This window comes from Ornithinicoccus hortensis (assembly GCF_006716185.1).
Classification (GTDB): Bacteria; Actinomycetota; Actinomycetes; order Actinomycetales; family Dermatophilaceae; genus Ornithinicoccus; species Ornithinicoccus hortensis.
In genome coordinates this window covers 1,852,226-1,878,360 of record NZ_VFOP01000001.1, presented here as the reverse complement: position 1 = coordinate 1,878,360, position 26,135 = coordinate 1,852,226, and the positions used below count along the sequence as shown (strand labels likewise).

Annotated in this window: 27 protein-coding genes; 11 read left to right on the top strand and 16 right to left on the bottom strand. The window is 70.3% G+C overall.

What is annotated here, in order from left to right; genetic code table 11:
* Positions 1-10: 10 nt before the first annotated feature.
* From ppk2 to FB467_RS08675, 4 genes are read right to left on the bottom strand one after another with little or no spacing between them, the layout of a single operon-like run.
* Positions 11-871, bottom strand: a complete 861-nt coding sequence (ppk2, locus tag FB467_RS08690; protein ID WP_141784751.1) for a polyphosphate kinase 2 — start codon at positions 869-871, stop codon at positions 11-13.
* A gap of 51 nt (positions 872-922) precedes the next feature.
* The gene (locus FB467_RS08685; RefSeq protein WP_141784750.1) at positions 923-1,969 is read right to left on the bottom strand and encodes a threonine aldolase family protein; all 1,047 of its coding nucleotides are present in this window, start codon (positions 1,967-1,969) and stop codon (positions 923-925) included.
* A complete protein-coding gene (locus FB467_RS08680) occupies positions 1,966-3,336 on the bottom strand; it encodes a class II 3-deoxy-7-phosphoheptulonate synthase (RefSeq protein ID WP_141784749.1) in 1,371 nt (456 codons plus the stop codon). Before FB467_RS08680 ends, FB467_RS08685 begins: the two co-directional genes overlap by 4 nt.
* Positions 3,337-3,373: 37 nt before the next feature.
* Positions 3,374-4,399: a 1-acyl-sn-glycerol-3-phosphate acyltransferase gene (locus FB467_RS08675; protein WP_211350578.1), complete on the bottom strand. Its 1,026-nt coding sequence runs from the start codon at positions 4,397-4,399 to the stop codon at positions 3,374-3,376.
* Between the two features lie 74 nt (positions 4,400-4,473).
* Here FB467_RS08675 and FB467_RS08670 point away from each other — a divergent pair, with 74 nt between their 5' ends.
* Positions 4,474-5,244: an alpha/beta hydrolase gene (locus FB467_RS08670; RefSeq protein ID WP_228393088.1), complete on the top strand. Its 771-nt coding sequence runs from the start codon at positions 4,474-4,476 to the stop codon at positions 5,242-5,244.
* Between the two features lie 4 nt (positions 5,245-5,248).
* A complete protein-coding gene (locus tag FB467_RS08665; protein ID WP_141784747.1) occupies positions 5,249-5,836 on the top strand; it encodes a hypothetical protein in 588 nt (195 codons plus the stop codon).
* Between the two features lie 63 nt (positions 5,837-5,899).
* Here FB467_RS08665 and FB467_RS08660 read toward each other — a convergent pair whose 3' ends face one another.
* Genes FB467_RS08660 through FB467_RS08640 form a run of 5 tightly spaced genes read right to left on the bottom strand, consistent with a single transcriptional unit; the run spans position 5,900 to position 9,613 of the window.
* Positions 5,900-6,691 carry an endonuclease/exonuclease/phosphatase family protein gene (locus FB467_RS08660; protein WP_141784746.1) on the bottom strand — a complete coding sequence of 264 codons (792 nt, stop codon included), beginning with the start codon at positions 6,689-6,691 and terminating at the stop codon, positions 5,900-5,902.
* 1 nt (position 6,692) lies between these two features.
* Positions 6,693-7,676 carry an ROK family glucokinase gene (locus FB467_RS08655; protein WP_141784745.1) on the bottom strand — a complete coding sequence of 328 codons (984 nt, stop codon included), beginning with the start codon at positions 7,674-7,676 and terminating at the stop codon, positions 6,693-6,695.
* Positions 7,676-8,641, bottom strand: coding sequence for an ROK family glucokinase (locus FB467_RS08650; protein WP_141784744.1), 966 nt, complete (start codon positions 8,639-8,641; stop codon positions 7,676-7,678). Before FB467_RS08650 ends, FB467_RS08655 begins: the two co-directional genes overlap by 1 nt.
* Complete coding sequence (locus tag FB467_RS08645) at positions 8,638-9,165, bottom strand: hypothetical protein (RefSeq protein WP_141784743.1); 528 nt, start codon at positions 9,163-9,165, stop codon at positions 8,638-8,640. The genes FB467_RS08650 and FB467_RS08645 overlap by 4 nt, the downstream gene beginning before the upstream one ends.
* Positions 9,158-9,613: an SRPBCC family protein gene (locus FB467_RS08640; protein ID WP_141784742.1), complete on the bottom strand. Its 456-nt coding sequence runs from the start codon at positions 9,611-9,613 to the stop codon at positions 9,158-9,160. Before FB467_RS08640 ends, FB467_RS08645 begins: the two co-directional genes overlap by 8 nt.
* A 69-nt stretch (positions 9,614-9,682) precedes the next feature.
* Here FB467_RS08640 and FB467_RS08635 point away from each other — a divergent pair, with 69 nt between their 5' ends.
* The gene (locus FB467_RS08635; RefSeq protein WP_141786557.1) at positions 9,683-11,485 is read left to right on the top strand and encodes an AMP-dependent synthetase/ligase; all 1,803 of its coding nucleotides are present in this window, start codon (positions 9,683-9,685) and stop codon (positions 11,483-11,485) included.
* Between the two features lie 13 nt (positions 11,486-11,498).
* Here FB467_RS08635 and FB467_RS18470 read toward each other — a convergent pair whose 3' ends face one another.
* Positions 11,499-12,374, bottom strand: a complete 876-nt coding sequence (locus tag FB467_RS18470; protein WP_170230638.1) for a gluzincin family metallopeptidase — start codon at positions 12,372-12,374, stop codon at positions 11,499-11,501.
* Between the two features lie 26 nt (positions 12,375-12,400).
* Positions 12,401-12,694, bottom strand: a complete 294-nt coding sequence (locus tag FB467_RS08625) for a hypothetical protein (protein ID WP_141784741.1) — start codon at positions 12,692-12,694, stop codon at positions 12,401-12,403.
* Positions 12,695-12,892: 198 nt separating this feature from the next.
* Between FB467_RS08625 and FB467_RS08620 the strand changes: the two genes are divergently transcribed.
* Both FB467_RS08620 and FB467_RS08615 read left to right on the top strand, forming a co-directional pair.
* Positions 12,893-14,698 (top strand): DEDD exonuclease domain-containing protein, encoded by a 1,806-nt coding sequence (locus FB467_RS08620; RefSeq protein WP_141784740.1) that lies wholly within the window; start codon positions 12,893-12,895, stop codon positions 14,696-14,698.
* Entirely contained in the window at positions 14,695-14,982 is a 288-nt protein-coding gene (locus tag FB467_RS08615; RefSeq protein ID WP_141784739.1) for an Lrp/AsnC family transcriptional regulator, read from the top strand. Before FB467_RS08620 ends, FB467_RS08615 begins: the two co-directional genes overlap by 4 nt.
* 44 nt (positions 14,983-15,026) lie before the next feature.
* Here FB467_RS08615 and trpD read toward each other — a convergent pair whose 3' ends face one another.
* Positions 15,027-16,091 carry an anthranilate phosphoribosyltransferase gene (trpD, locus tag FB467_RS08610; protein WP_141784738.1) on the bottom strand — a complete coding sequence of 355 codons (1,065 nt, stop codon included), beginning with the start codon at positions 16,089-16,091 and terminating at the stop codon, positions 15,027-15,029.
* Positions 16,088-16,504, bottom strand: coding sequence for a DNA-binding transcriptional response regulator (locus FB467_RS08605; protein ID WP_141784737.1), 417 nt, complete (start codon positions 16,502-16,504; stop codon positions 16,088-16,090). Before FB467_RS08605 ends, trpD begins: the two co-directional genes overlap by 4 nt.
* A gap of 80 nt (positions 16,505-16,584) precedes the next feature.
* Here FB467_RS08605 and ctaE point away from each other — a divergent pair, with 80 nt between their 5' ends.
* The 6 genes from ctaE (at position 16,585) to FB467_RS08575 (ending at position 22,896) form a co-directional block, all read left to right on the top strand.
* Entirely contained in the window at positions 16,585-17,253 is a 669-nt protein-coding gene (gene ctaE / locus FB467_RS08600) for an aa3-type cytochrome oxidase subunit III (protein WP_425325828.1), read from the top strand.
* A gap of 11 nt (positions 17,254-17,264) precedes the next feature.
* Positions 17,265-18,065 carry a cytochrome bc1 complex diheme cytochrome c subunit gene (qcrC, locus tag FB467_RS08595; RefSeq protein ID WP_141784736.1) on the top strand — a complete coding sequence of 267 codons (801 nt, stop codon included), beginning with the start codon at positions 17,265-17,267 and terminating at the stop codon, positions 18,063-18,065.
* 1 nt (position 18,066) lies between these two features.
* On the top strand, positions 18,067-19,122 hold the full coding sequence (gene qcrA / locus FB467_RS08590; protein ID WP_141784735.1) for a cytochrome bc1 complex Rieske iron-sulfur subunit: 1,056 nt from the start codon (positions 18,067-18,069) through the stop codon (positions 19,120-19,122).
* On the top strand, positions 19,122-20,888 hold the full coding sequence (qcrB, locus tag FB467_RS08585; RefSeq protein WP_141784734.1) for a cytochrome bc1 complex cytochrome b subunit: 1,767 nt from the start codon (positions 19,122-19,124) through the stop codon (positions 20,886-20,888). The genes qcrA and qcrB overlap by 1 nt, the downstream gene beginning before the upstream one ends.
* 67 nt (positions 20,889-20,955) lie before the next feature.
* Complete coding sequence (locus tag FB467_RS08580; RefSeq protein ID WP_141784733.1) at positions 20,956-21,297, top strand: metallopeptidase family protein; 342 nt, start codon at positions 20,956-20,958, stop codon at positions 21,295-21,297.
* A gap of 78 nt (positions 21,298-21,375) precedes the next feature.
* Positions 21,376-22,896 (top strand): MFS transporter, encoded by a 1,521-nt coding sequence (locus tag FB467_RS08575; protein ID WP_194288301.1) that lies wholly within the window; start codon positions 21,376-21,378, stop codon positions 22,894-22,896.
* A 103-nt stretch (positions 22,897-22,999) separates the two neighbouring features.
* Here the strand turns inward: FB467_RS08575 and FB467_RS08570 are convergent, their stop codons facing one another.
* From FB467_RS08570 to ctaC, 3 genes are read right to left on the bottom strand one after another with little or no spacing between them, the layout of a single operon-like run.
* A complete protein-coding gene (locus tag FB467_RS08570) occupies positions 23,000-23,419 on the bottom strand; it encodes a cytochrome c oxidase subunit 4 (protein ID WP_228393057.1) in 420 nt (139 codons plus the stop codon).
* Positions 23,416-25,215, bottom strand: coding sequence for an aa3-type cytochrome oxidase subunit I (gene ctaD / locus FB467_RS08565; RefSeq protein WP_141784731.1), 1,800 nt, complete (start codon positions 25,213-25,215; stop codon positions 23,416-23,418). The genes FB467_RS08570 and ctaD overlap by 4 nt, the downstream gene beginning before the upstream one ends.
* Positions 25,215-26,102: an aa3-type cytochrome oxidase subunit II gene (ctaC, locus tag FB467_RS08560; protein WP_228393056.1), complete on the bottom strand. Its 888-nt coding sequence runs from the start codon at positions 26,100-26,102 to the stop codon at positions 25,215-25,217. Before ctaC ends, ctaD begins: the two co-directional genes overlap by 1 nt.
* Between the last annotated feature and the right edge of the window lie 33 nt (positions 26,103-26,135).

The window sequence follows — 26,135 nt, the reverse complement described above, 5'->3', positions numbered from 1 at the left end:
TCGCCCCCGCTCACCAGACGTGCGGGACGAAGGTCTGCTCGTGCATGGGTGGCCGCACGTAGGGCACCGGCTTCATCGTCGGCAGGTTCACCGCGTCCGGGGCCACGTCCTCGTAGTCGAACTGGGACAACAGGTGGGTGATGCAGTTGAGCTGCGCGGCCCGCTTGTCGTCGGAGGGCACGACATACCAGGGGGCCTGCTTGGTGTCGGTGAACTGGAAGGTCGCGTCCTTGGCCATCGAGTACTGCACGTACAGCTCGTGCTCGGCCAGGTCCATGTCGGACAGCTTCCACCGCTTCAGCGGCTCGGCGTTGCGTGACTCGAAGCGTTTGCGCTGCTCCTCGTAACTCACCGAGAACCAGTACTTCAGGAGCACGATCCCCGAGCGCACCAGCATCCGCTCGAACTCGGGGCAACTGCGCATGAACTCCTGGTACTCCTCGTCGGTGCAGAAGCCCATCACCCGCTCGACGTTGGGCCGGTTGTACCAGGACCGGTCGAACAGGACCATCTCCCCCGCGGCCGGCAGGTGCTCGACATACCGCTGGAAGTACCACTGGGTCCGTTCCCGCTCGGTCGGCTTGGGCAGCGCCACGACGCGCACGATCCGCGGGCTGGTCCGCTCGGTGATCCGCTTGATCACCCCGCCCTTGCCCGCCGAGCCGCGCCCCTCGAAGATCACCAGCACCTTCAGTCCCTGCGACTGGATCCAGTACTGCAGCATCACCAGCTGCTCCTGCAACCGGGTGAGCTCGGCGCAGTAGACCGCCCGGGCGACCCGACCGCTCTTGGTGTAGACCGACCGGTCACGGTCGGGCTTGGCCACCGGGACGTCGTCGGCCCCCTCGGGCACCGTGGCAACCTTGCGCATCGTTCCTCCTCGGCCGGATACCGGTGAACCTAGGCCCACCTCCCGGCGAGGTCAATGCGCCGTAACCAACCCGACCAGGGTCGACCGCGCGTGCTCGGTCATCGCGTCGTCGACGTCGAGGTGCCAGACGAACCGGACGTGCGAGGCGTCGGTCGGGTAGCCCAGCACGCCGGCCTCGCGGGCCGCCGCGCTGAAGTCGGCGGCCGTCCACCCGGCTGCCCCCACGTCGAGGACCAGGATGTTGGTGTGCACCCACCGGGGGTCCACCACGTCCGGGGCGGCCTCGGCGAGCGCCTCAGCCACCAGCCTGGTCCGCCGGTGGTCCTCGGACAACCGGTCCAGGTGGTGGTCCAGGGCGTAGCTGCCGGCCGCGGCGAGGATTCCCACCTGGCGCATGCCGCCACCGAAGCGCTTGCGCCAGGCGCGGGCCTCCTCGACGACCGCCGCGGACCCCGCCAGCAGCGAGCCGACCGGTGCACCCAGCCCCTTGCTCAGGCACACGGCGACGGTGTCGGCGCACGCGGCATACTCCTGCAGCGGGACGCCCGAGGCGGCGTGCGCGTTCCACAGCCGGGCACCGTCCAGGTGCACCGCGATCCCGGCGGACCGGGTGAGCTCCCGCAGCGACTGCATCCGGTCCAGCGGCTGCACGGTGCCCCCACCGAAGTTGTGGGTGTTCTCCACGACCACGCAGGACGTCCCGACCTGGTAGGTGCCGGCGCCGACGGACATCACCTGCTTGACGGTGTCCACGTCCAACTGGCCGCGCTCGGCGATCCAGGTGCGCGAGGTGATCCCGGACAGCTGGGCCGCGGCGCCCATCTCGGCCCGCAGCACGTGCGCCAGGTGGTCACCGATGATCTCCTGGCCGGGGCCGGCGTGCGCGCGCACGCCCAACTGGTTGGCCATCGACCCGGTGGGGGTGAACAGCGCGGCCTCGGTGCCGAGCAGGTCCGCGACCCGTTCCTCCAGGGCGTTGACGGTCGGGTCCTCGCCGTAGACGTCGTCGCCCACCTCGGCGTCGGCCATCGTCCGGCGCATCCCCGCGGTGGGGCGGGTCAGCGTGTCCGAGCGCAGGTCGGCGGTGGGGCCGCTCACCGCTCGCCCTGTTCGAGCATCTCGGCCACCTGGAAGGCCATCTCCAGGCTCTGTTGGTGGTTCAGCCGGGGGTCGCACAGCGTCTCGTAGCGCAGCCCCAGGTCGTCCAGGTCGATCGGGCTGACCCCGCCGACGCACTCGGTAACGTCGTTGCCGGTGAGCTCGACGTGGATACCGCCTGCCCACGTGCCGACCTGCTGGTGCGCGGCGAAGAAGCCCCGCACCTCGGCCACCACGTCGTCGAACCGCCGCGTCTTGTAGCCACCGGGCGAGGTGAAGGTGTTGCCGTGCATCGGGTCGCACACCCAGGTCACCGAGCCCGCCTCGTCCCGGACCGACTCCAGCAGTGCGGGGAGCACGTCGCCGATCCGCTCCGCGCCCATCCGCGTGATGAAGGTCAACCGGCCCGGCTCCCGCTCGGGGTCGAGCTTGTCGAGCAGCGCCAGCACGTCGTCACGGGTGGCCGTCGGGCCGAGTTTGACCCCCACCGGGTTGTGCACCCGGGAGATGAAGTCGATGTGCGCCCCGTCGAGGTCGCGGGTCCGCTCGCCCACCCAGAGGAAGTGGGCCGAGGTGTCGTAGGGACGTCCGGTCCGGGAGTCACGGCGGACCATGGCCCGTTCGTAGTCCAGCACCAGGGCCTCGTGCGCCGCGTAGAACTCGACCCGGCGCAGCTCCTCGGCCTCGGCCACGCCGGAGGCGTCCAGGAACCGCATGGCGCGGTCGATCTCCCGCGCCATCTGCTCGTAGCGGGCCTGGGCCGGGCCGGACAGGAAGCCCTTGTTCCACATGTGGACGCTGCGCAGGTCGGCGAACCCGCCGGTGGTGAAGCCCCGCACGAGGTTCAGGGTCGCGGTGCTGGCGTGGTAGGCGCGCAACAACCGCTTCGGGTCGTGCCGCCGGGACTCCGGCGTGAACTCGAAACCGTTGACCATGTCGCCGCGGTAGGCCGGCAGGGTGACGCCGTCGCGCGTCTCGACGTCGGCCGAGCGCGGCTTCGCGAACTGCCCGGCCATCCGCCCGATCTTCACGATCGGCATCCCGGCGCCATAGGTGAGCACGACCGCCATCTGCAGGATGGTCTTGATCCGGTCCCGGATGTTGGGCCCGGTGACCCCGGACAGGGTCTCGGCGCAGTCCCCGCCCTGGAGGACGAACGCCTGCCCCTGCGAGGCGGCGGCGAGCCGCTCGCGCAGGATGTCGGCCTCGCCGGCGAACACCAGCGGGGGGTAGTGCGCGATGGTGGCCAGGACCTCGGCCAGCTCGGTCGGGTCGTCCCAGGACGGCTGCTGCTTCACCGGGAGGTCCGGCCAGTCCATGTGGTGCGGCACCGGCACCCCGGTCACATCGGTAGTCACCCGGCCCATGGTAGGAGCCTGCGAGTGCGGACCCGGCACCGGTCGCTCAGCGGCCGGTCGCGGCGTCCTCGGCCTCGTCGGGGTCCGGGGCCTGCCCTTCCGCGTTCTCGCCGCCCTGCACGTCCTCGTCCGCGCCGGGCTGCTCGTCCGCGTCCTCGCCGGAGCGGCCCGCCACGATCCGGTCCCGGGTCTGTTCGACCTGGCCGCGGACCTGCTCCGCCGCATGCTCGATCTGCTCCCGCGCGGTCACCAGGTTGGCCTTGGCCTGCTCACTGGCCCGTTCGATGTTGACCTTGGCCTGGTCCCGGGCGGTCTCGATCCCCGCCCGGGTCTGTTCCAGCCCCGTCTCCAGGCCGGCCCTGGCCTGCTCCACGGTGGCCTTGGCCCGGGCCGCGATCCGGTCCTTCACGGTCGAGGCGTAGACGTCGACGTACTCCTGGCCGGAGAGCTTCATCAGCTCGTACATGATCTCGTCGGTGATCGACCGCAGCACGTAGCGGTCGTCCTGCATCCCCTCGTAGCGGGAGAAGTCCAGCGGCTTGCCGATCCGGATCCCCACCTGCCCGCGCTGCACGTTGGGGATCTTCTGCCCGGTCGGCTGGGCCTTGTCGGTGTCGATCATCGCGACCGGGATCACCGGGACTCCGGCCTCCAGCGCCATCCGGGCCACGCCGGTCTTGCCCTTGTAGAGCTTGCCGTCGGGGCTGCGGGTGCCCTCGGGGTAGATGCCGAACAGCTCGCCCCGGCCCAGCACCTTCAGCCCCGAGTTGAGCGCCGACATCGAGGCCTGCCCGCCGGACCGGTCGATCGGGATCTGTCCGACCCCCTTGAAGAACGCCTTGGTCAGCCGGCCCTTGATGCCGGTGCCGGTGAAGTACTCCATCTTGGCCGGGAAGGTCATCCGCCGCGGCACGACCAGGGGCAGGAAGATCGAGTCGGAGAAGGACAGGTGGTTGCTGGCGAAGATCGCGCCGCCCTGCTCGGGGATGTTCTCCGCACCCTCCACCCAGGGCTTGAAGACCACCTTGATGATGGGACCCAACAGGATGGTCTTCAGGAACCAATAGATCACCGGGGCCTCCTCACCTCGCGGGGCAAGGTTACGGCATCCCCGGTCCGGCGTGACAAGATCGAGGCGTGCAGACGATGGCGGGTGCCGAACCCTTCCGGGCAGACGGCTCGGGCGAGCGCGCGGAGGTCGCCGTGCTGTGCGTGCACGGGCTGACGTCGACGCCCCAGATGATCCGTCCCGTCGCCGAGCACCTCGCGGGCCAGGGGTATGCCGTGCACGCCCCTCTGCTGCCCGGCCACGGCACCACCTGGCAGCAGATGAACCGCACCCGGTATGCCGACTGGCTGGGTGTGGTGGAGCAGTCCGCCTTCGAGCTCGCGGACAGCCACCGGTCGGTCGTGGCGGTCGGCGTCAGCCTCGGCGGAGCGCTGGTCACCGACCTGGCGCTGACCCACCCGGGGATGGTCGACGGCCTGGTCCTGGTCAACCCGGCGTTCGCAGCGACCGACTGGCGGCTCCGCCTCCTGCCGGTGCTCAAGCACGCCCTGCCCAGCATGGCCGGCCTGGCCGGTGACATCCGCCGCACCGGTGGCCCCACCGAGCTCGCCTACGACCGCCTGCCGCTGAAGGCGTTCCACTCCTTCGTCGAGCAGTGGCCCCAACTGGTGAGCCGCCTGCCGCAGCTGACCGAGCCGGTGCTGCTCGCCCGCTCGGCGCACGACGCCGTGGTCCCCCCGCTCTCCGGGGAACGCTTCCTGGAGCACGTCGGCAGCCGTGACGTCACCCAGCTGCTACTGGCCAACTCGGCCCACGTGGCGACCCTGGACCACGACGTCGACCTGCTCCTCGGCGCGACCAGCGACTTCATCGAGCGGGTCACCCGGCAGGGCGACCGGGAGCGCTGATCCGGTGAGCGACCAGCCCGACGGCCGTCCCGACGACGAGGACATCGACGCCCGGTTCGCCGAGATCGTGCGCCACCTGCGGACACCGGGCGGCGGCCAGTCCGGTCAGGCAGGACCGACGGACCGGACCGGGCCGCGCCGGGCACGGTGGCCCGGCACCGGTGCGTCGCCCACGGACCCGCCGAATCCCCCGCCCGCGAGGTTCCAACGCCCTCCCGCACCGCGCCCCGAGCCGGAGGAGACTGCGCGGCCGGCCGCCCCGGAGCCCACACCTGCCCCCGAGCCCGCCACTTCCGACGGCGACGGGAGCCAGCCGGCCAGCTGGCGGGAGTGGGTGGACCCGGAGGTCGAGGAGCACTTCGTCCCGCCCGACCCTCCGCCCCTTCCCGCCGGCGACCTGCACTTCTGGGGCATCCTGGTCGGACTCATCTGCGGGCCACTCATCCTGCTGCTGGCGCACGGCATCCAGGTCCTCCACGGCTCGGTGTGGACCTGGCTCGGCCTGCTGCTCTCCCTCGGCGGCTTCGTCCTCCTGGTGCTGCGCTCGCCCACCGACCGCCACGACGACCCTTCCGGCGGCGCGCAGGTCTGACAACGCCTGACGCTCCCGTCCAACGGCGCTCCGCAGCCCGATCGGTGACCGGCTGGCCTGCCCTCAGATCCGCAGGTCCGCCCAGACGGGGCGGTGGTCGGTGGCGGCGGCGAGCACCGTGGGGTCCAGCTCGACCGGACGATGGACCAGTTCCTCGGCGATCTCGGTGCTGGCGAAGACGGCATCGATGAAGGTGCGCGGCCGCGACGACGGGAAGGTCGGCTCCTCGGCGCTGACCAGCCGCAACCGCTCCCCCAGCAGGTGCCAGGCCTCGCCGTCGGTCGACTCGTTGAAGTCCCCGCCGACCACGAACGGCCCGTCCGCCAGGCGAGGGTTCTTGGCCAGCTCCGCCAGCACCAGCCTGGTGTGGATGAGCCGCTCGTCGGGGAACAGCGGCAGGTGGACCGAGACCACCGTGGCGTCCCGGCCGCCAGGGCGCTTGACCTGTGCCACCGTGTAGCACCGGGGGTTGAGGCTGCGCTTGCCGCGTCCCCGTTTCACCGGCAGCGCCCGGTCGGTCGAGTCGGTGGCGATCACCCGCAGGCTGGTCATGATGGCCGTCCCGGAGACCAGGCGGGTCCGACCGGACCACAACAGGTCGCACCGCCGGGCGAAGTCAGCGATCTTGTAGGACGACCCCGGGTAGCGCGGCACCTCCTGCAACAACAGCACGTCGGGGTCGATGGCCCGCACCACGGCGGCCGCCGCCCCGACGTCGTCCTGCAGCGCCCGGAGGTTGTAGCTGGCGACCCGCAGGGTGGGGGAAGCCTCCTCGCGCGGGGAGTCGGAGGTCTCCCCACCGGGCAGCTCGGCGGTCGGCGCGGGCTCTGGCCCTTGGTTCGGGTCGGTCGTCATGTCATCCACCCTGTCCCACCTCGATCCGCAACAGGTCGGCCGCCCCCACCAGACCCGCCCGGGTCCCCAGGTGGGCGGGCAGGATGAGGGGCACCGGCCGGTGCCCGCGACCCGTGAGCTGGCGGGCGAAGGCCTCCCGGGTCGGGACCAGGAGCAGGTCCCCAGCCTCACTGACACCACCCCCGACCACGATCGTGCCGGGGTCGAGCGCCGCCGCCAGGTTGGCCAGCCCGACCCCCAGCCACCGGGCGATGTCCCGCACCATGTCCTGCGCCGCCTGGTCCCCGGCCCGCGCGGCCTCGGTCACGTGCCGACCCTCGACCCGGGCGGGGTCACCCCCGCAGAACCGGGCCAACCCCGCGGCATACGGACTGTCGGCGACCAACAGTTCCCGGGCCACCCGCTGCATCGCCTTGCCGCTGGCGTACTGCTCCCAGCAGCCGCGGTTGCCGCACTCGCACAACTGCCCGTCCGGGACCACCTGCATGTGCCCGAACTCGCCCGCCAGGCCGTGCCTGCCCCGCTCCACCCGTCCGTCCAGCACCAGGGCGCCCCCGATCCCGGTCCCGAGCGTCACCATGAGCAGTCGGTCCTCGCCACGGGCCGCGCCGAACCGGTGCTCGGCCCAGGCGGCGGCGTTGGCGTCGTTGTCCACCACGACGGGTATGCCGAGGCGCGCGGTGAGGCGGTCGCGCAGCGGCTCGTCCCGCCAGGACAGGTGGGGGGCGAACACCACCGTGGCCAGGTCCCCGGACACGAACCCCGCCGCCCCGACGCCCACGCCCAGCACCGCGCGGCCGGCCGCCTCGTCCAGGAGCTCCGCCACCGCGTCGACCATGATGTCCTCGACCACGTCCGGCGTGGTGGTCCGGTCCGGGGTGTCCCGCCGCGTGCTCGCCAGGACGCTGCCGGACCGGTCGACCAGCCCGGCGGCGACCTTGGTGCCGCCGACGTCGACGCCGATGACCAGGGAGTCCTCCCGCATCACCCGCGACGGGCCACGGCCAGGTCGGCGGCCCCGACCATTCCTGCGTCGTTGCCCAACCCGGCCAGGACGAGGGGTGCCGGATCGCGGTGCCCCCGCCCGCTCAGGTGGGAGGCGAAGGACGCCCGCGCGGGGTCCAGGAGCAGGTCGCCCGCGGCGGCGACGCCGCCGCCGACCACGATCCGGGCCGGGTCCAGGACCGCGACCAGGTCGGCGATGCCCTCGCCCAGCTTTCGCCCGACGTCGCAGAACAGCTCGGTGGCCGCCGGATCACCGGCCAGCGCGGCCTCGGTGACCATCACTCCCTCCAGCGAATCGGCGTCCCCTCCGCACCGTTCGGCGAGCCCGCTGGCGTGCGGGCCGCCTGCGCGGACCAGTTCGCGCGCGTCCCGCACCAGGGCCGTGCCGCTGGCGTACTGCTCCCAACAGCCGTGGTTGCCGCAGCCGCAGAGGTGACCGTCCGGCACCATGCGCAGGTGCCCCACCTCCGTGGCGAAGCCCTTGGCCCCGCGCAGCACCCGGTCCTGGATGATCGCCCCGCCGCCGATGCCGGTGCCCACCGTGATCAACAGCATGTCGTCGACGTCCTCGGCGGCGCCGAACCGGTACTCCCCCCACGCGGCGGCGTTGGCGTCGTTCTCCAGGATCACCGGGAGTCCGGTCGCGGCCTCCAGCCGCTCCTGCATCGGCTCGTTGCGCCACGCCAGATTCGCGGCGAACACGATCGTGCTGCCCGCGGCGTCCACGAACCCCGCGCACGCCACCCCCAGCGCACCGACCGTCTCGCCCCCGGCCCGGGCCTGGTCCCTGAGGTCCTCGACGAGGTCGGCCACCGCCACGGTGATGGCGTCGGGGTCCTGCGCCGGGGTCTCCCGGAGCGCGCGGTGCGCCACGGTCCCGGCCCGGTCCACGGCGCAGGCCGCGATCTTGGTGCCGCCGATGTCCACCCCCACGCTGAGCGTCATGTCCGGTCCGCCTCTGCCTGCTCGCCCGCCGCCTGTTCCTCCGGCGACGACTCGGGCCCCGGGCCCGTCGGGCCCTCCGCACGCTCGTGCCCGGCGCGCCGGGAGTCGGCGAAATGCCGCAGGCTCACCGCGGCGCTGGCCAACAGGTCGGCGAGGCTGTCCAGGGTGTCGGAGCCGATCGGGCCGGCCGCGGCCTTGGCCCGGCACCAGGGACAGCCCGTGCACAGCACCTGCTCCCGGTGCTGCTCGCCCGCGGTCTGCTCATCGGCCGTCCCGGCTCCCCAACTGTCAGCCGTCCCCGCTCCTCGACTGTCGGGCGCCCCGGCTCCCCGGCCCCCGCCATACCGTGGTCCGGATTCCTCGCTCGTGGCCTGTTCCGTGGCCTCGTCGGCGGGGGTGTCCTTGCCACCGACCTGGGTGCCGAACCACGCTGCGGCGGCACGCACCAGGGCGTGGGCCTCCTCCTCGACCGAGCCGACGTGTCGGCCGTCGTCCTCCTCCGACTCCGGTGCCGCCTCAGCCACGGCTCTCGACCCGGTCCTTGAGGGAGCTGAGGGCGGTGTCGACGATCATCCGCTCGGCCTTGCGCTTGAGCATCCCCAGCATCGGGATCTTGACGTCGACGGCCAGCCGGTAGGTGAGTTCCGTGGACTGCCCGCCGCCCTGGGCGGTCAGCGTGTACGAGCCCGTCATCGCCTTGAGCACCTCGGCGCTCACCAGGTCCCAGGACACCACCCCGGTGCCCTCCTTGGCGACCTCCCAGTCGTAGGCCAGGACGTAGGTGTCCTTGATCAGGCCGGCGTCGAGGGTGAACTCCACCTGGTCGGCCCGTCCGTCCACCTCGGTCGTGAGGACGGAGACCTGGCGCACCTCCTTGGCCCATTCCGGATAACTGGCGAAGTCGGCGATCACCTCCAGGACCTCGGCAGGCGGTGCGGCGATCACGATGCTGGATTCGGTGCGGTCAGCCATGCCCGAAATCTATACCGGACCGGCGGATAGAGTGACTCGCCAGTGACGCCGACCAAGAAGGAATCGTCGATGCAGGAGATCTCTGTCCCGCCGTTGGTCCAGCCGACCACGCACGGGAACCTGTCCGATCTGCCGCACGGGTGGGCGCAGCGGGAACCGGCGCGCCCACTCTTTTCGGTCAACGAGGGTGGGCAGTGGCGCGACGTGTCCGCAGCCGACTTCACCGAGCAGGTGCGCGGCCTGGCCAAAGGTTTCATCGCCGCCGGTGTGGAGATAGGGGACCGGGTGGCGATCATGTCGCGCACCCGCTTCGAGTGGACGCTGACCGACTTCGCGCTGTGGACCGCCGGTGCCGTTCCGGTCCCGGTCTACGAGACCTCCTCCGAGGAGCAGGTCCGGTGGATCCTGCAGGACTCCGGCGCCGTGGCGATCGTGGTGGAGGACGCCGCCCACATGGCGCTGGTGACCGGGATCCGGGAGGACGTGCCGGACCTGCGCGACGTGTGGCAGATCGAGGGCGGGGCCCTCGACGAGGTGGCCTCGGCCGGCGCGGAGGTCACCGACGAAGATGTCGACCTCCGGCGCTCCCAGCTCGACCGGACGGCCCCGGCCACCATCATCTACACCTCGGGCACGACCGGCCGCCCGAAGGGGTGCGTGCTGACCCACGACAACTTCATGGCCCTGGCCGAGAACGCCATCGAGCGGTTGGACCAGGTGCTCAACCGGGAGGGCGCCTCGACGCTGCTGTTCCTGCCCCTGGCGCACGTCTTCGCGCGGTTCATCCAGGTGGCGGTGGTCGCCGCCGGAGCACGGATGGGCCACAGCCCCGACGTGAAGAACCTGCTCGACGACCTGGCCGCCTACCGCCCCACCTTCCTGCTGGCAGTCCCCCGGGTCTTCGAGAAGGTGTACAACTCCGCCGAGCAGAAGGCGGCCGGCAGCGGCAAGGTGAACGCCACCGTCTTCGCCCGCGCCGCCGCTGTGGCCTCGGCCTGGAGCAGGGCGCAGGACACCGGCGGCCCGGGACTGGCGCTGAAGGCCCAGCACGCGCTCTTCGACACCCTCGTCTACAGCAAGCTGCGCGAGGCGATGGGGGGCCGGGTGGAGTACGCGATCTCCGGCGGTGCCGCCCTCGGCGACCGGCTCGGCCACTTCTTCCGCGGGGTCGGCATCACGATCCTGGAGGGCTACGGCCTGACCGAGACCACCGCGCCGGTCGGCGTCAACACCCCCGAGCAGGTCAAGATCGGCACGGTCGGCAGGCCGCTGCCGGGCGTGGCGGTGCGGATCTCGGACGAGGGCGAGATCCTGGTCAAGGGGTGCAACGTCTTCGACGGCTACTTCAAGAACGACGAGGCCACCGCCTCCTCGATGGCGGACGGGTGGCTGCGCACCGGAGACCTCGGGTCGCTCGACGACGAGGGATTCCTCACCGTGACCGGCCGGAGCAAGGAACTGCTGGTGACCGCTGGCGGCAAGAACGTCTCCCCCGCCCCGCTGGAGGACCGGCTGCGTGCCCACGTGCTGGTCGGCCAGTGCATGGTGGTCGGGGAAGGTCGCCCCTTCATCGCCGCCCTGGTGACCCTCGACGAAGAGATGTGGCCGACGTGGTCGGCCAACCACGGCCTGGAGGGCGTCAGCCTCGAGGAGGCGCGCACCCACGAGGCGGTCGTCGCCGCTGTCCAGGAGGGCGTCGACCAGGCCAACAAGTCGGTCAGCCGCGCCGAGTCGATCCGCAGCTTCACCATTCTCGCGAAGGACTTCACCGAGGCCAACGGCTACCTGACCCCCTCGTTGAAGCTGAGGCGCCACGTCGTGGTGAAGGACTTCGCCGACGAGATCGAGGCGCTGTACAACGCCCCGCGCTGAGCGACCCTGGAGGTCAGGACCGGGCGACGAGGTCGGTCAACCAGTGCTGCCAGCCGGTGAGCAGTTCCTCGTCGCTGACCCCGAGCACCGCGGGCACGGCCTGCTCCCACGACCGACCGTCCTGGACCGTGCGATAGAGCGTCACGAGGTCGTCCTCGGAGTACTCCCGGGCGATGTAGAGGCAGGCCAGCCAGGCCGTGGCATACCCCTGCCACTGGCCGCCGGTCCCACCCGTGGCGGGGACCGCTCCCGGCCATCCGGTGGGCAGGCTGCCCTGTCGGACTGCGTCGAGGGCCGAGCCGGCGATCTCCTGCGGTGACAGGGTGCTGCGACGGTGCGCCGTGTATTCGGCCAGCCCTTCCCCGAACCATCCCGGCACGGGCCCGTCCCCCTGCATGGCCAGGTGGGTGACCTCATGGGTAAGCACCGCCTGTCGCCCGGCCGGGGACAGCCGGTCCCAGGCGTCCGGGTGGATCACGACCCGGGCCCGTGGGCCCGAGCCCACCGTGCTGGCCGGCACCTCGGACTCGTCCTCGGCGTGGCCGGTCAGGCCGGCGAAGGCGGCACCGTCGGCGGGCAGGACCAGACGCACCGGGCGGGCCACGGCCCCGGACCCCCAGAGGCCCTCGACCTCGGCGAGCGCCAGGACCGCCATGTCCTCGTAGGCCGAGGTGCGGGCCGGTCCGACCCGGCTCTCCACCACGACCTGGTCGGTCGACTCGACCTCGGTCGACGGATTGTCCATGGACGGGCTACTCGTGGACCCGTCCCCGGGCGCGGGGTGGGTCCCACCGCACCCGGCGAGCACCACACCGCAGAGGGCACAGGCCACGGCGGCTGACCACCACGGGCTGCGCGCACCGGTGCGCGCGCGGCGGCCTGCGGTCATGACCCGAGGCTACGCCGCGCACGTCCTCACCCGATCTGTCTTGCCAAACCCCGGGCACCGTCCGGAACGGCCCGCAGGCCCTCGGCCGCGCGCGGCGTGAGCAACCCTGCGCGGACGAAGGCACCGACCGCCGTCATCTCGGCGCGGTCGAGCGGTCCGGGTCCGGTCAACACCTGCCGCGGAGCGTCCTCGCCGCCGGGAGACGCGGGCCGGCGCCCGATCGCCTCCTCGGCCATCCAGATCTTTCCCAGCACCGGCACGAAGCAGTCACCGCAGTGCCGCCCGCGCACCGGACACGTGTCGCAGTCGATCGTCGTCATCTGGTCCTCACCTCCGTTGTCCTGCCGTCTGCTGACCTTGCGCCGACGACGCTAGAGGGGAGGTCTGACACTCCTGTTCTACCTCGGGTCCTCCGACCGCTCCGGCGGCGGGCAAGGGGTGCGGTGACGGCCGGCGACCTCCCCCGGGCCCGGCCTGTCGGCGCCGCTCTGTCGGACCCGCGTCCTAACGTCGGGGTCATGCAGATGGTGCAGGAGACGTTCGAGGACCTCGGGTTCGCCCTGTCCGACGTCACCTTCGTGGTGGTCGACCTGGAGACCACGGGTGGTTCCGCCGCCGAGTGCGACATCACCGAGATCGGCGCGGTCAAGGTCCGCGGGGGCGAGGTGCTGGGCGAGTTCCAGACGCTGGTGCGGCCGACCGCGCCGATCCCCCCGTTCATCACCGTCCTCACCGGCATCAGCAACCAGATGGTCGCCGGGGCCCCGCGGATCGAGTCCGTGCTCCCGTCCTTCCTGGAGTTCGCCGCGGGATCGGTGCTCGTGGCACACAACGCCGGCTTCGACGTCTCCTTCCTCAAGTCGGCCGCTGCCCACGCCGGGCACCCCTGGCCGGGCTTCCCGGTGCTGGACACGGTCCGTCTGGCCCGTCAGCTGGTGCACCGGGACGAGGCGCCCAACCACAAGCTCTCCAGCCTGGCCACCCTGTTCGGCGCACAGACGGTGCCCAACCACCGGGCGCTCCAGGACGCCCGCGCGACCGTGGACGTCTTGCACGGCCTCATCGAGCGCGTCGGCAACCTGGGCGTGCACACCCTGGAGGAGCTGCAGAGCTACTCCAGCAGGGTGACGCCGGCGCAACGGCGCAAGCGCTTCCTCGCCGACGCGATGCCGTCCGCCCCTGGCGTGTACGTCTTCAAGGACCGCCGTGGGGAGCCGCTGTACGTCGGGACCGCCGGGGACATACGCCGCCGCACCCGCTCCTACTTCACCGCCTCGGAGACCAGACGCCGGATGGCCGAGATGGTCGGCATCGCCGAGTCGATCACCCCGATCGTGTGCGCCACCCGGTTGGAGGCCCAGGTCCGGGAGCTCCGGTTGATCGCCCAGCACAAACCGCGCTACAACCGGCGCTCCCGCCAGCCCGAAAAGGCGCTGTGGGTCAAGTTGACCGTCGAGCCCTTCCCCCGCCTGAGCATCGTGCGCCGGGTCAAGGACGACGGCGCGCACTACGCCGGCCCGTTCGGCTCGCGCAAGAGCGCCGAGCAGGCGATCACCGCCGTGCACGAGGTGGTCCCGCTGCGCCAGTGCAGCCAGCGCCTGTCCGCGAAGCCCGGCACCAGCGCCTGCGTGCTCGCGGAGATGGGCCGGTGTGGCGCTCCCTGCATCGGCGGCCAGGACGTGTCCGACTACGCAGCGGTCGCCGAGCGTGCCGCCAAGGTGCTGGTCGGTGACGGGCGCGAGGTGGTCCAGGCCCTGCGCGCCCGGCTCGATGCACTGTCGGCGCAGGAGCGCTTCGAGGACGCCCGGGCGCTGCGGGACCGGATGCTGGCCCTGGTCCGGGCTGCCGCCCGCAGCCAGCGGATGGCCCCACTGGCGAAGACACCGGAACTGGTGGCCGCGCGACGCAGCGAGGCGGGGGGCTGGGAGGTCGTCTGCGTCCGCTACGGCCGTCTGGCAGCGACCACGGTCACGCCGCGGGGCGCCGACCCGGTGCCGTTCATCGCGGCGTTGCGGGCCACCGCCGAGGTGGTGGCCGCCCCGGAGGGACCGACCCCGGCAGCGTTCCCGGAGGAGACCGAGCAGATCCTGCGCTGGCTGGAGACGCCCGGCACCCGGCTGGTCGACCTGCAGGGCGGCTCCTGGACCTGCCCGGTCGGCGGCGCCGGCCAGACCAGGGCACAGTTGGAGCCGATGTCGCGGACCTGGGGTGGGTTCGACCGCGACCGGGAGCATGCAGCCCTGTCCGGGCAGCGGCCGCTGGAGCGTCCACCGGGGGCGCTGCGCGCCGATGCGGCAGAGCGCACCGCTAAGGTGGAGACGTGATTTCCGCCATCGTGATGATCAAGGCCGACGTAGCCCGTATCCCGGAGGTAGCCGCCGAGATCGTGGCCATCGACGGGATCAGCGAGGTCTACTCGGTGACCGGTGAGATCGACCTCATCGCCGTGGCCCGGGTGGCCCGACACGAGGACTTCCACACGGTGATCGCCGACCAGCTGAACAAGGTGCCCGGCGTGCTGGAGACGAGCACGCACATCGCGTTCCGCACCTACTCGGACCAGGACCTCGAGGCGGGCTTCGCCCTGGGCCTGGAAGACGGGGACTGACCCCGGACCCGGACACGCGGTCAGCCCGCGGTGGCCGACCGGGGTCAGCCCGCGGTCGCGGCGACCCAGCCGTCCAGGGCGCGTTGCGCGGAGCCGTCGTCGATCGCCGCGGCCGCCCGCTCCATCCCCGCCCGCACGGAGGCGTGGAACTCCTCCTCCGAGGTAGGCACCCGAGAGTCCTCCCCCGCCTGCACGACCGCCAGCGCCGTCCCGGCATTGAGCAGCACCGCGTCGCGGACGGCGCCCGTCTTGCCGGCGAGCAGGTCCCGGGCCACCCCGGCGTTGAACGCCGCGTCGTCACCACGCAGCGCCTCGATCGGGTGCCGCGGGACACCCAGTCGCTCCGGGTCGAGGGTGAACTGGTGGACCTGACCGTCCTGAACCCACCAGACGGTCGTGGTCGTGGTCGTGGTGATCTCGTCGAGCCCGTCATCCCCCCGGAAGACGGCGGCCACCTGACCGCGGTCGGCCAGCACACCGGCCAGCAGCGGCGCCATCCGGTCGTTGGCCACCCCGATCGCCCCGTACCGCGGCTGGGCCGGGTTGGTGAGCGGACCGAGGAAGTTGAAGGCGGTCGGGATGCCCAGTTCCCGACGCACCACGCCGGAGTGCCGGAACGAGGGGTGGAAGGTCATCGCGAAGCAGAACGTGATGCCGCACCGGCGGAAGGTCTCGTGCACCGCCTCGGGTGACAGGTCGAGGCTGACCCCCAACGCCTCCAGCACGTCGGCGGAGCCGGACTTGGACGATGCCGCCCGGTTGCCGTGCTTGACGACGCGGACCCCGGCGCCGTTGGCCACGATGGAGGACATCGTCGAGATGTTCACGGTGTGCGCGCGGTCGCCACCGGTGCCGACGATGTCCAGGGCCGGACCCTCGACCTCGAAGCGCAGCGCGTGGGCGAGCATCATGTCGGCCAGGCCGCGCATCTCGGCGACGGACTCCCCCTTGGCGCGCAGCGCCACGAGGAAGGCGCTCAACTGGGTCGGCGAGGCCTCGCCGCGCATCACCTGGTCCATCGCCCACGCGGCGGCCTCGGCGGAGAGGTCCTCCCCGGCCAGCAGGTGGGTGAAGACGTCCGGCCAGGTCGTGGCCGGCTGCCCGTTCACCGGGTGACGAGCCGGGCGACGGCACCGGCCAGGGCGGCCGGGTCCAGCGGGTGCGGGACGACGGCCTCCGCCTGGGACCAGGCCGCCAACCACCCGTCGTCGGCCCGGCCGGTGAGCACGAGCACCGGCGGGCAGTCGTGGATCTCGTTCTTCAACTGACGGCACAGCCCGAGACCCCCGTAGGGCGTGGCCTCCCCGTCGAGCACGAGCACGTCGAAGCCCCCGTCCTGCACCGCCTGCAGCACCGCGTCGGGGGTTGCGCACTCGAGCCACCGCTCGACGTGGACGTCCCTGCTCGGGGTACTTCCGACCCCCAGCCGGACGGCGTCACGGGTGGCGCGGTCGTCGCTGTAGAGCAGCACGGTGATCCGGCGAATTCCGGAGGCCTGGTCGGCGGTCGTCGCAACGGTCATGCCCTGATCGTACCCAGCCCGGCCAGGGTCCACATTCACCCCGGAGGGTCGGTGCCCACGACGGATTGCTTTAGGACATAATGGCCGACGTGGCGAGTACTCCAGCAGCGACAGCAGACCCCGCGGCCGCGGGGATGTCCCTAGGGCACGGACCGGTCTCTCGGCCGAACATGACGGCGGTGGGCACCATCGTGTGGTTGGGCAGCGAGATCATGTTCTTCGCTGGCCTCTTCGCGATGTACTTCACCATCCGCGCGGTCTCCCCCGACCTGTGGGCCGAGCGCACCTCGATGTTGAACTTCCCGTTCGCCCTCACCAACACTTCGATCCTGGTCATCTCCTCGATCTGGTGCCAGTTGGGCGTGTTCAAGGCCGAGGCCCGCAAGCCCTCCCGCAGCGGCAAGCTGTGGCAGATCGGCAGTTGGGGGATGCGTGAATGGTTCGTCCTGACCTACATCTTCGGCGCGATCTTCGTCGCCGGACAGGTCTGGGAGTATGCCGAGCTGATCCGTGAGGGCGTGACCCTCGCCTCCGACGGTTACGGCTCGGTCTTCTACATGACCACCGGATTCCACGGCTTGCACGTGACCGGCGGCCTGCTGGCGTTCTTGCTGATCATCGGGCGCAGTTTCACCGCCAAGCGGTACACGCACGCCCAAGAGACCGGCGCGATCGTGGTGTCCTACTACTGGCACTTCGTCGACGTCGTGTGGATCGCCCTGTTCCTGACGATCTATGTGGTGAAGTGAGGACCTGGACTGTGAAGAAGCTCGCCGCCCGACGCCGCAGCCCGATCGCCATACTCGTGCTGCTCCTGCTCGGTCTCACGATGACCGGCACCGCCTACGCCGTGATGAAGCCGGAGGCGCCCAGCGCCGTCCCGACGGCCACCGCCGACGCCGACGACGTCAAGGCCGGCAAGGAACTGTTCCTGGCCAACTGCGCCTCCTGCCACGGCACCAACGGTGAGGGCAACCCGCCGGCGGGGCCGTCGCTGGTCGGCGTCGGGGCCGCCGCCGTGAACTTCCAGGTCGGCACCGGCCGGATGCCGCTGGCCGCCCCCGGGGTCCAGGCCCCGGCCAAGGGCCGTAACCACTTCACCGAGGAGCAGACCGCGCAGCTGGTCGCCTTCGTCGCCTCGCTCGGTCCCGGACCGGCGTTGCCGGACCCGGAGTTCCTCGACCTGGAGGGCGCCAACATCGCCGAGGGCGGGGCCATCTTCCGGACGAACTGCGCGATGTGCCACAACTCCTCCGGGTCCGGCGGCGCCCTGACGCGCGGCAAGTTCGCCCCCAGCCTGATGGGCGTGGAGGCCACCCACATCTACGAGGCCATGCTGACCGGCCCGCAGTCCATGCCGGTCTTCAACGACTACAACATCACCCCGCAGGAGAAGGAGAACGTGATCGCCTTCCTCAAGGACGTCGAGGAGGGCGGCAACTCCTTCGGCGGCCACAGCCTCGGATCCCTGGGGCCGGCCGGTGACGCCCTGTTCATCTGGACGATCGGAGCGGCCCTGATGATCGGCTTGGCCGTGTGGCTCGGACGGAAGGCGGCCTGACGTGAGTGACACCACCCAGGAGCTGGCACCGCACGGAGGAGAGAACTCCGCCGCGACGACCGACCGGTTCGAGAACCCGGGGATCCCGCCGCACGTCCCGCGTCGCGCCGACGTGGACCCCAAGGCCGCCAAGCGCGCCGAGCGCCAGGTCGCGGCCCTGTTCACCCTCTCGATGCTGGGCACGCTGGGCTTCATCGCCGTCTACTTCTTCATGGAGGAAGGCCAGCGCGGCTGGGTCTTCTGGATCGGCGAGATGGACGTCTACCACCTGGGTCTCGGGCTGACCCTGGCGGTTTCGCTGCTGGGCATCGGACTCGGTGCCGGGCACTGGGCCAAGACCCTGATGTCCGACGTCGAGGTCTCCGAGGAGCGCCACCCCCAGGCCTCCGACGACCAGGCCAGGCTGGAGACCGCCCAGCACCTGTCCCGCGGCTACCGCAGCGCCCAGTTGAACCGGCGCCCACTGCTGCTGATGACCGCCGGTGGTGCGCTGAGCCTGTTCGCGCTGCCGCTGGCCCTGCAGGTCGCCGGCGGGTTGGGCCCGCTGCCCGGCAACAAGCTGTCGATCACCAACTGGAAGAAGGACATGCGCCTGATGATCGACCCGTCAGGCACCCCGATCCGGCCCGAGCACGTCACCCAGGGCTCGGTCTTCCACGTCATGCCCGAGGGCTTCGTCGGGGAGGCGGCCCACGAGCTGGACCCGAGCGTGATGATGACCGCCAAGGCGAAGGACTCGATCATCCTCGTCCGCCTCGACCCGGCGAAGATCAAGAGCAGCAAGCAACGCGAGTGGGGCTACCAGGGCATCGTGGCCTACTCCAAGATCTGCACCCACGTCGGCTGCCCCGTGGCGCTGTACGAACAGCAGACCCACCACTTGCTGTGTCCGTGCCACCAGTCGACCTTCGACATGACCGATGACTGCAAGGTCATCTTCGGTCCGGCCAAGCGCCCGCTGCCCCAGCTGCCGATCACCGTCGACGGCGAGGGCTACCTCGTCGCGGCGGACGGTTTCGCCGAGCCGGTGGGCCCGAGCTTCTGGGAGCGTGGCTGATGAGCACCACACACGTGCCGCAGGGCGCGGACGCGCTGCGCGGCGGCGACTCGCCGGCCGGGACCGTGCGGTCCGACAGCCCCACGGCGGAGGTCGCGAGCAACCCCACGTTGCCGCCCCCGCTGGTCTGGGCCGACGAACGGCTGGGCGCTGCCAAGGGCATGCGCTTCATGATGAAGAAGATCTTCCCGGACCACTGGTCGTTCCTGTTGGGCGAGATCGCGATGTACTCGATGATCATCTGCCTGATCACCGGGACCTTCCTGACCTTCTGGTTCGTCCCGAGCATGGGCCACGTCGTCTACGACGGGTCCTTCGTGCCGCTGCAGGGCGTCGGGATGAGCGAGGCCTACGCCTCCACCCTGGACATCTCCTTCGAGATCAAGGGCGGGCTCCTGATCCGGCAGATGCACCACTGGGCCGCGCTGCTGTTCATCGTGGGCATCGCGCTCCACGTGGCCCGGGTCTTCTTCACCGGCGCGTTCCGCAAGCCCCGTGAGATCAACTGGGTGATCGGTGCGGTCCTGTCGCTGCTGGCCTGCATCGAGGGCTTCGCCGGGTACTCCCTCCCGGACGACCTGCTCTCCGGCACCGGCATCCGGGCGATGAACGGCTTCATGCAGTCCGCCCCGGTCATCGGGTCCTACATGACCTTCTTCGTCTTCGGCGGGGAGTTCCCGGGCGAGTTGATCATCCCCCGCCTCTTCATCGCCCACGTGCTGCTGCTGCCGGCGCTCCTGGTCGGGCTGTTCACCGCCCACATCGTGCTGGTCATGGTGCACAAGCACACCCAGTTCCCCGGCCCGGGCCGGACCAACGACAACGTGGTCGGCTTCCCGTTCATGCCGGTGTACCTGGCCAAGGCCGGCGGCTTCTTCTTCATCGTGTTCGGTGTCGTCGCCCTCATCTCGGCACTGGTCACGATCAACGCCGTGTGGGTCTACGGACCCTACGACCCGACACAGGTCACCGCAGGGTCCCAGCCGGACTTCTACATGTGGTTCTCCGACGGGGCGCTGCGCCTGTTGCCCGGCTGGCTCGAGTTCGAGTTGTGGGGCTTCACCTGGAGCTTCAACATCTTTCTGGGCTCGTTGGTGCTGCTCCCCCTCGTCTGGATCATCCTGGGCGCCTACCCGTTCCTGGAGGCCTGGATCACCGGTGACAAGCGCGAGCACCACCTGCTGGACCGCCCGCGCAACGCCCCGGTCCGGACCGCCATCGGTGCCGCAGGCATCTCGATGTATGTGGTGCTCGCCCTGGCGACGGTCAACGACATCCTGGCGATCAAGTTGCACCTGTCGATCAACGACATCACCAACTCGTTCCGGGTGGCCTTCTTCGTCCTGCCGATCGTGGTGTTCATGGTGGTCAAGCGGGTCTGTCTGTCGTTGCAGCGGGCCGACCACGACCTGGTCATGCACGGCGTGGAGTCGGGCCGGATCGTGCGCACCCCCGAGGGCAAGTTCTACGAGCACCACGAGCCGCTCTCGCCCAGCGACCGGTGGCACCTGGTCCAGCACGAGCCGCAGCGCCCGCTGTCGGTGACCGAGGGGTCCGAGGTCGACGAGCACGGCGTGCGCGAGCCGCGGGGCATGCTCTACAAGGCCCGCCGGGCGCTGTCCGAGTTCTACTTCAAGGACCGGGTCGAGCCCGTCACCCCCACCGAGCTGGCGGCCGCACACCACCACGGTGAGACCGAGGCCCTGCCCGCGGGCGAGTCCGAGGACGAGCGGGCCGAGGCCCTGGAGCCGGGTCAGCATCACTGAGCAAACCCCGCACGAACCGCACCGGCACGGCCCCGAGGACCCGGAGGACCCGGACGACCCGCTGTCGATGACCCGTGAGGAGTTCGAGGACGCCGTCGGTGACGCCTTGGACCAGGTCCCACCGGAGTTGATGGACCTGCTCGACAACGTCGTGTTCTTCGTCGAGGACGAGCCGCCCGACGACGACCCCGAGCTCTTGGGCGTCTACGACGGCACCCCGCTGACCGAGCGCGACCTGTCCTGGGGCGGGACCATGCCGGACCGGATCACCATCTTCCGAGGACCCACCCTGCGGATGTGCCGGGACCGGCAGGAGGTCATCGAGGAGGTGGCCGTCACGGTGGTCCACGAGATCGCCCACCACTTCGGCATCGAGGAAGACCGGCTGCACGCACTGGGCTGGGGTTGACCCGGTCCGACACCCGCCGACCCTGACCCACAGCAACAAATTCCGATGAGGTTTGTCGGTGTGAGCGGTCAGACTGGCATGGTGAAGAACCTCCCCCCGGTCGGCCGCACGTTCACCCACCTGCTGGTGAACACGGCCGTCGCCGGGCTGACGACCAGCTTCCTGTGGTTCGCGCTGACCTTCTGGGCCTATCTTGAGACGAGATCGGTGCTGGCCACCGGCGTGATCGGCGGTGCCTACATGCTGTTCGTCTCGGCGAGCAGCATCGTCTTCGGCTCGGTCGTGGACCACCACCGCAAGATCACCGTGATGAGACTGTCGTCGGTGACCACGCTGGTCCTGTTCGTGGTGGCCGCGGTCTTCTACCACCGGGTCCCCGGCGCCGCCCTGACCGACCTGCAGCAGCCCTGGTTCTGGATGCTCGCGGTGCTCATCCTGATCGGGTCCGTCGTGGAGCACATGCGCAACATCGCCCTGTCCACCTGCGTCACCATCCTGGTGCCGGAGGCCGAGCGGGCACGCGCCAACGGACTGGTCGGCACGGCCCAGGGGATCACCTTCCTCGCGACCAGCGTGCTCTCCGGACTGGCCATCGGGTACCTCGGCATGGGCTGGACCATGGTGGTCGCCTGCGCCGCCGTGGGCATCGGGCTGGTCCACCTGCTGACGATCCGGATGCCCCAGGAGCCCGAGCCCGCCGCGGCCGGCTCCGACGACCAGGGCAGGGTCGCCATCCGGGGATCGATCGCGCTCATCGCGGCATCCGCGGGACTGTTCGCGCTGATCTTCTTCTCGACCTTCAACAATTTCATCGGTGGCGTCTACATGGCCCTGATGGATCCCTACGGCCTGGAGATGTTCGACGTCACCGTGTGGGGGCTGGTCCTCGGCGCCACCTCGCTCGGGTTCATCGTCGGCGGCGGCCTGGTCGCCAGGTTCGGTCTCGGGCCCCGACCGGTGCGCACCATGTTGCTGTGCGTCGTCGCCATGGGCGCGCTGGGCGCCGTCTTCACCATCCGCGAGTGGGCCTGGCTCTTCGTGGTGGGGATCTTCCTCTACATGTGTCTGATCCCTGCCATCGAGGCGGCCGAGCAGACCATCATCCAGCGGGTGGTCCCGCTGGAACGTCAGGGCCGGGTCTTCGGGTTCGCGATGGCCGTGGAGACCGCCGCGGCCCCGCTGACCGCCTTCCTCATCGCCCCGATCGCCGCGCGCTGGATCATCCCCTTCGCGCGGTCGGAGTCCGGGCAGCTGGCCATCGAGCCGCTCGTGGGCGCCGGCACCCCGGTCTCCCGGGGCATCGCCCTCGTCTTCCTCGGCGCCGGCCTGATCATGGTCGTGGTCGGGCTGCTCGCCCTCGTCTCCCCCGCCTACCGGGCGCTGTCGACCACCTACGCGGCTGCGGTGCCGCCCCCCACCGCAGAACTAGGGCAACCGGTGACGCCGACTGCCGGCGAGGTGGTGGCGACTGCCTCGGCCGCTGCTGCCCTCACGCTCTCGCCCCCACCCCCACCCGATGGTGCAGGGAGTGCAGCGGACGTTGCTGGGGTGCCACCACCGGGCGCCCCGCGCGACGGGCACGTTCCCCAGGACCCCTAGGCCCGGGGGCACGCATACGGCGCACGCACGAGGGCACAGCAACCAGGAGACGCCCCGTCCTTTGCAGGAGGGGCGTCTCACCTGGAGGGGCGCTGCAGAGGGCTCAGACGGCCTTCTCGCCCCGGAAGTACTCGAAGGTCCAGCCGACGGTGGCCAGGGCCATGAACGGGGCGGCGATCATGACCAACCACCAGCCGATGGCCACGCCGAGGAAGACCACGGCACTAGACAGTCCGAGCCAAAGCGGCCACCAGGAGTGGGGGCTGAAGAAGCCGTAGTTGTCCGTCGCCGCGTCGGAGATCTCGCCGAGTTCGTTGTCCTCGGGCCGGTCGTCGACCTTGCGCGAGGTCAACCAGATGAAGCCGGCGATGAACGCGCACAGGCAGGCGGTCAACGACAGCCCGACGATCCCGACCCACTCCATCGGGTCGGTGAAGTAGGCGTAGACGGCCGCGACCACGACGAAGAAGGGCACCAGCAGGGCGAACGTCTTGAACTCGGTCGACAGTGTCTTGACCCTCACCGCTGGCCACCTTCCTGGTCGCGCCCGGCCTGCGGGTCCGACTCGTCACCGCTGTGTGTGCCCACGCGACCCTCCGGGTCGGTCGTGGGACCGCCGAGCAGTTCTTCCATGACGCCCTTGTCCGGCTCCGGCGACTCCATCGTGGCGACCGCCGGGTGGTGCAGGTCGAACGCCGGACGCTCGGAACGGATCCGCGGGATGTGGTCGAAGTTGTGCCGCGGCGGCGGGCACGAGGTGGCCCACTCCAGGGACCCTCCATAACCCCACGGGTCGTCCACCTCGACCTTGGGGGTCTTGAAGCTCTTCCAGACCGCCAGCAGGAACGGCAGCATCGAGGCGCCCAGCAGGAACGAGGAGACGGTGGAGACCTGGTTCATCCAGGTGAACCCGTCCTCGGGCAGATAGTCCGCGTAGCGGCGCGGCATACCGACGACGCCCAGCCAGTGCTGGATCAGGAAGGTGCCGTGGAACCCGAAGAAGAGCATCCAGAAGTGCAGCTTGCCCAGTTTCTCGTTGAGCATGTGACCGGTGAACTTGGGCCACCAGAAGTAGAAGCCGGCGAACATCGCGAACACGACCGTGCCGAACACCACGTAGTGGAAGTGCGCCACGACGAAGTAGGAGTCGGTCACGTGGAAGTCGAGGACCGGGCTGGCCAGGATGACGCCGGTGAGGCCACCGAACAGGAAGGTCACCAGGAAGCCCAACGACCACACCATGGGGGTCTCGAAGGTGATCTTGCCGCGCCACATGGTGCCGACCCAGTTGAAGAACTTCAGCCCGGTCGGGACCGCGATCAGCATCGTCATGATCGCGAAGAACTCCAGCAGCACCGCACCGGTGGCGTACATGTGGTGGGCCCACACGCTCACCGACAGGGCCGCGATCGCCACGACCGCGAAGACCATCGTCTTGTAGCCGAACAGCGGCTTGCGGCTGAACGTCGGGACGATCTCGGAGATCAGGCCGAAGAACGGCAGCGCGATGATGTAGACCTCGGGGTGGCCGAAGAACCAGAACATGTGCTGCCACAGCATGGCGCCGGCGTGCTCGGGGTCGAAGATGTGCGCGCCGACGATCCGGTCGGCCGCCATCCCGAAGAAGGCCGCCGCGAGCACCGGGAAGACCATCAGCACCAGGATCGAGGTCACCAGGACGGTCCAAGTGAACATCGACATCCGGAACATGGTCATGCCGGGGGCGCGCATGCAGATGATCGTGGTGATGAAGTTGACCGCACCCAGGATGGTGCCGAATCCGGTCAGCGCCAGGCCCATCACCCACAGGTCCCCACCCATCCCGGGGCTGTGCATCGCGCCGGCCAGGGGCTGGTAGGCGAACCAGCCGAACGCCGCGGCGCCGCCGGGCACCAGGAAGCCGCCCATCACGATCAGGCCGCCGAGCAGGTACAGCCAGTAGGCGAACATGTTCAGCCGCGGGAAGGCGACGTCGGGGGCACCGATCTGCAACGGCATCAGCGCGTTGGCGAAACCGGCGAACAGCGGGGTCGCGAACAGCAACAGCATGATCGTGCCGTGCATGGTGAACATCTGGTTGAACTGCTCGGGGTTGTCCACGACCTGCAGGCCAGGGGTGAACAGCTCGGCGCGGATGACCAGTGCCATCAGGCCACCGAGCATGAAGAAGATGACGGAGGTCGCGAAGTAGAGGTTGCCGATCACCTTGTGGTCGGTGGTCGTGATGACCTTGACGAAGAGCCGACCCAGGTCGCGGCGCGGTGCCGCCGGTTGTGGGGCCGACAGTGTGTCCGGACGCTCGCCGGTGACGATAGCCATCAGTCCGTGCCCTCCTCGTAGTCGAGTTCCTGTCCGTCGTGGAAGTCGTACTGGTTGAGCGTGTTGTCGAGCTGGCCGGTGTTGCCGGCGGCCTCGAGGTCGGCGATGTGCTGGTCGTACTCCTCCTGGGAGACCACGTCGACCATGAACAACATCTCCGAGTGGTAGGCACCGCAGAGCTCGGCGCACTTGCCCATGAACTCGCCCTCCTCGGTGGTGACCACCTGGAAGGTGTTCACCTGCCCGGGGAGCATGTCCATCTTGGTCAGGAACTGGGGCACCCAGAAGGAGTGGATGACATCGCGGGAGGTCAGCACGAACTCGACGCGGGAGTCGATCGGCAGCACCAGGTGCGGCAGCGTGTCCGGGATCCCCTCCTCACCCTTGCGGAGGTCGACCGCCTGGGTGCCGGCGATGTAGACGTTCTCGTTCACGTAGTTGAAGTCCCAGGACCACTTCTTGCCGATCACGTTGACCGTCACGTCGGCCGGGCGGTCGGTGTCCAGCATCTCGTTCTGCAGCTCCACGGTCTTGCCGAAGAGCACGCCCACCATGATCACGGGGACGACCGTGTAGAGGATCTCCAACGGGACGTTGTAGCGGATCTGCGGCGGCAGCTCGCCGTTGTCGTTCTTGCGGCGCCGGTAGGCCACCATGCACCACAGGATCAGACCCCAGACCAGCAGGCCCATCGCGAGGGCGGCGATCCAGGTCCAGTTCCAGAAGTGCATGACCTGCGTCGCGTGCTCGGTGACCGGCTCGGGCATGTAGCCACGGCGGAACTCGGCCCCGCACCCGGACAACAGCAGCGTCGCCGCCAGGGCTCCGGCGACCAGCGTCGCCTTGCGCGCCCCCCTGTGGTCTCGGGGCTCAATTCGCCGTCGCAATGCGCACCTCACAGTCCGGCCTGATCATGACAA

What these genes read in the sequence shown, in the direction of transcription:
- qcrB (WP_141784734.1), top strand. Translation starts at nt 19,122, where the DNA reads ATGAGCACCACACACGTGCCGCAGGGCGCGGACGCGCTGCGCGGCGGC.
- ctaD (WP_141784731.1), bottom strand. Translation starts at nt 25,215, where the DNA reads ATGGCTATCGTCACCGGCGAGCGTCCGGACACACTGTCGGCCCCACAA.
- FB467_RS08640 (WP_141784742.1), bottom strand. Translation starts at nt 9,613, where the DNA reads ATGGCTGACCGCACCGAATCCAGCATCGTGATCGCCGCACCGCCTGCC.
- FB467_RS18470 (WP_170230638.1), bottom strand. Translation starts at nt 12,374, where the DNA reads ATGACCGCAGGCCGCCGCGCGCGCACCGGTGCGCGCAGCCCGTGGTGG.
- FB467_RS08655 (WP_141784745.1), bottom strand. Translation starts at nt 7,676, where the DNA reads ATGCGGGAGGACTCCCTGGTCATCGGCGTCGACGTCGGCGGCACCAAG.
- ppk2 (WP_141784751.1), bottom strand. Translation starts at nt 871, where the DNA reads ATGCGCAAGGTTGCCACGGTGCCCGAGGGGGCCGACGACGTCCCGGTG.
- FB467_RS08650 (WP_141784744.1), bottom strand. Translation starts at nt 8,641, where the DNA reads ATGACGCTCAGCGTGGGGGTGGACATCGGCGGCACCAAGATCGCGGCC.
- FB467_RS08680 (WP_141784749.1), bottom strand. Translation starts at nt 3,336, where the DNA reads ATGGGCCGGGTGACTACCGATGTGACCGGGGTGCCGGTGCCGCACCAC.
- ctaE (WP_425325828.1), top strand. Translation starts at nt 16,585, where the DNA reads ATGGCCGACGTGGCGAGTACTCCAGCAGCGACAGCAGACCCCGCGGCC.
- FB467_RS08620 (WP_141784740.1), top strand. Translation starts at nt 12,893, where the DNA reads ATGCAGATGGTGCAGGAGACGTTCGAGGACCTCGGGTTCGCCCTGTCC.
- FB467_RS08605 (WP_141784737.1), bottom strand. Translation starts at nt 16,504, where the DNA reads ATGACCGTTGCGACGACCGCCGACCAGGCCTCCGGAATTCGCCGGATC.
- FB467_RS08635 (WP_141786557.1), top strand. Translation starts at nt 9,683, where the DNA reads ATGCAGGAGATCTCTGTCCCGCCGTTGGTCCAGCCGACCACGCACGGG.
- FB467_RS08670 (WP_228393088.1), top strand. Translation starts at nt 4,474, where the DNA reads ATGGCGGGTGCCGAACCCTTCCGGGCAGACGGCTCGGGCGAGCGCGCG.
- FB467_RS08625 (WP_141784741.1), bottom strand. Translation starts at nt 12,694, where the DNA reads ATGACGACGATCGACTGCGACACGTGTCCGGTGCGCGGGCGGCACTGC.
- FB467_RS08660 (WP_141784746.1), bottom strand. Translation starts at nt 6,691, where the DNA reads ATGACGACCGACCCGAACCAAGGGCCAGAGCCCGCGCCGACCGCCGAG.
- FB467_RS08580 (WP_141784733.1), top strand. Translation starts at nt 20,956, where the DNA reads ATGACCCGTGAGGAGTTCGAGGACGCCGTCGGTGACGCCTTGGACCAG.
- FB467_RS08575 (WP_194288301.1), top strand. Translation starts at nt 21,376, where the DNA reads ATGGTGAAGAACCTCCCCCCGGTCGGCCGCACGTTCACCCACCTGCTG.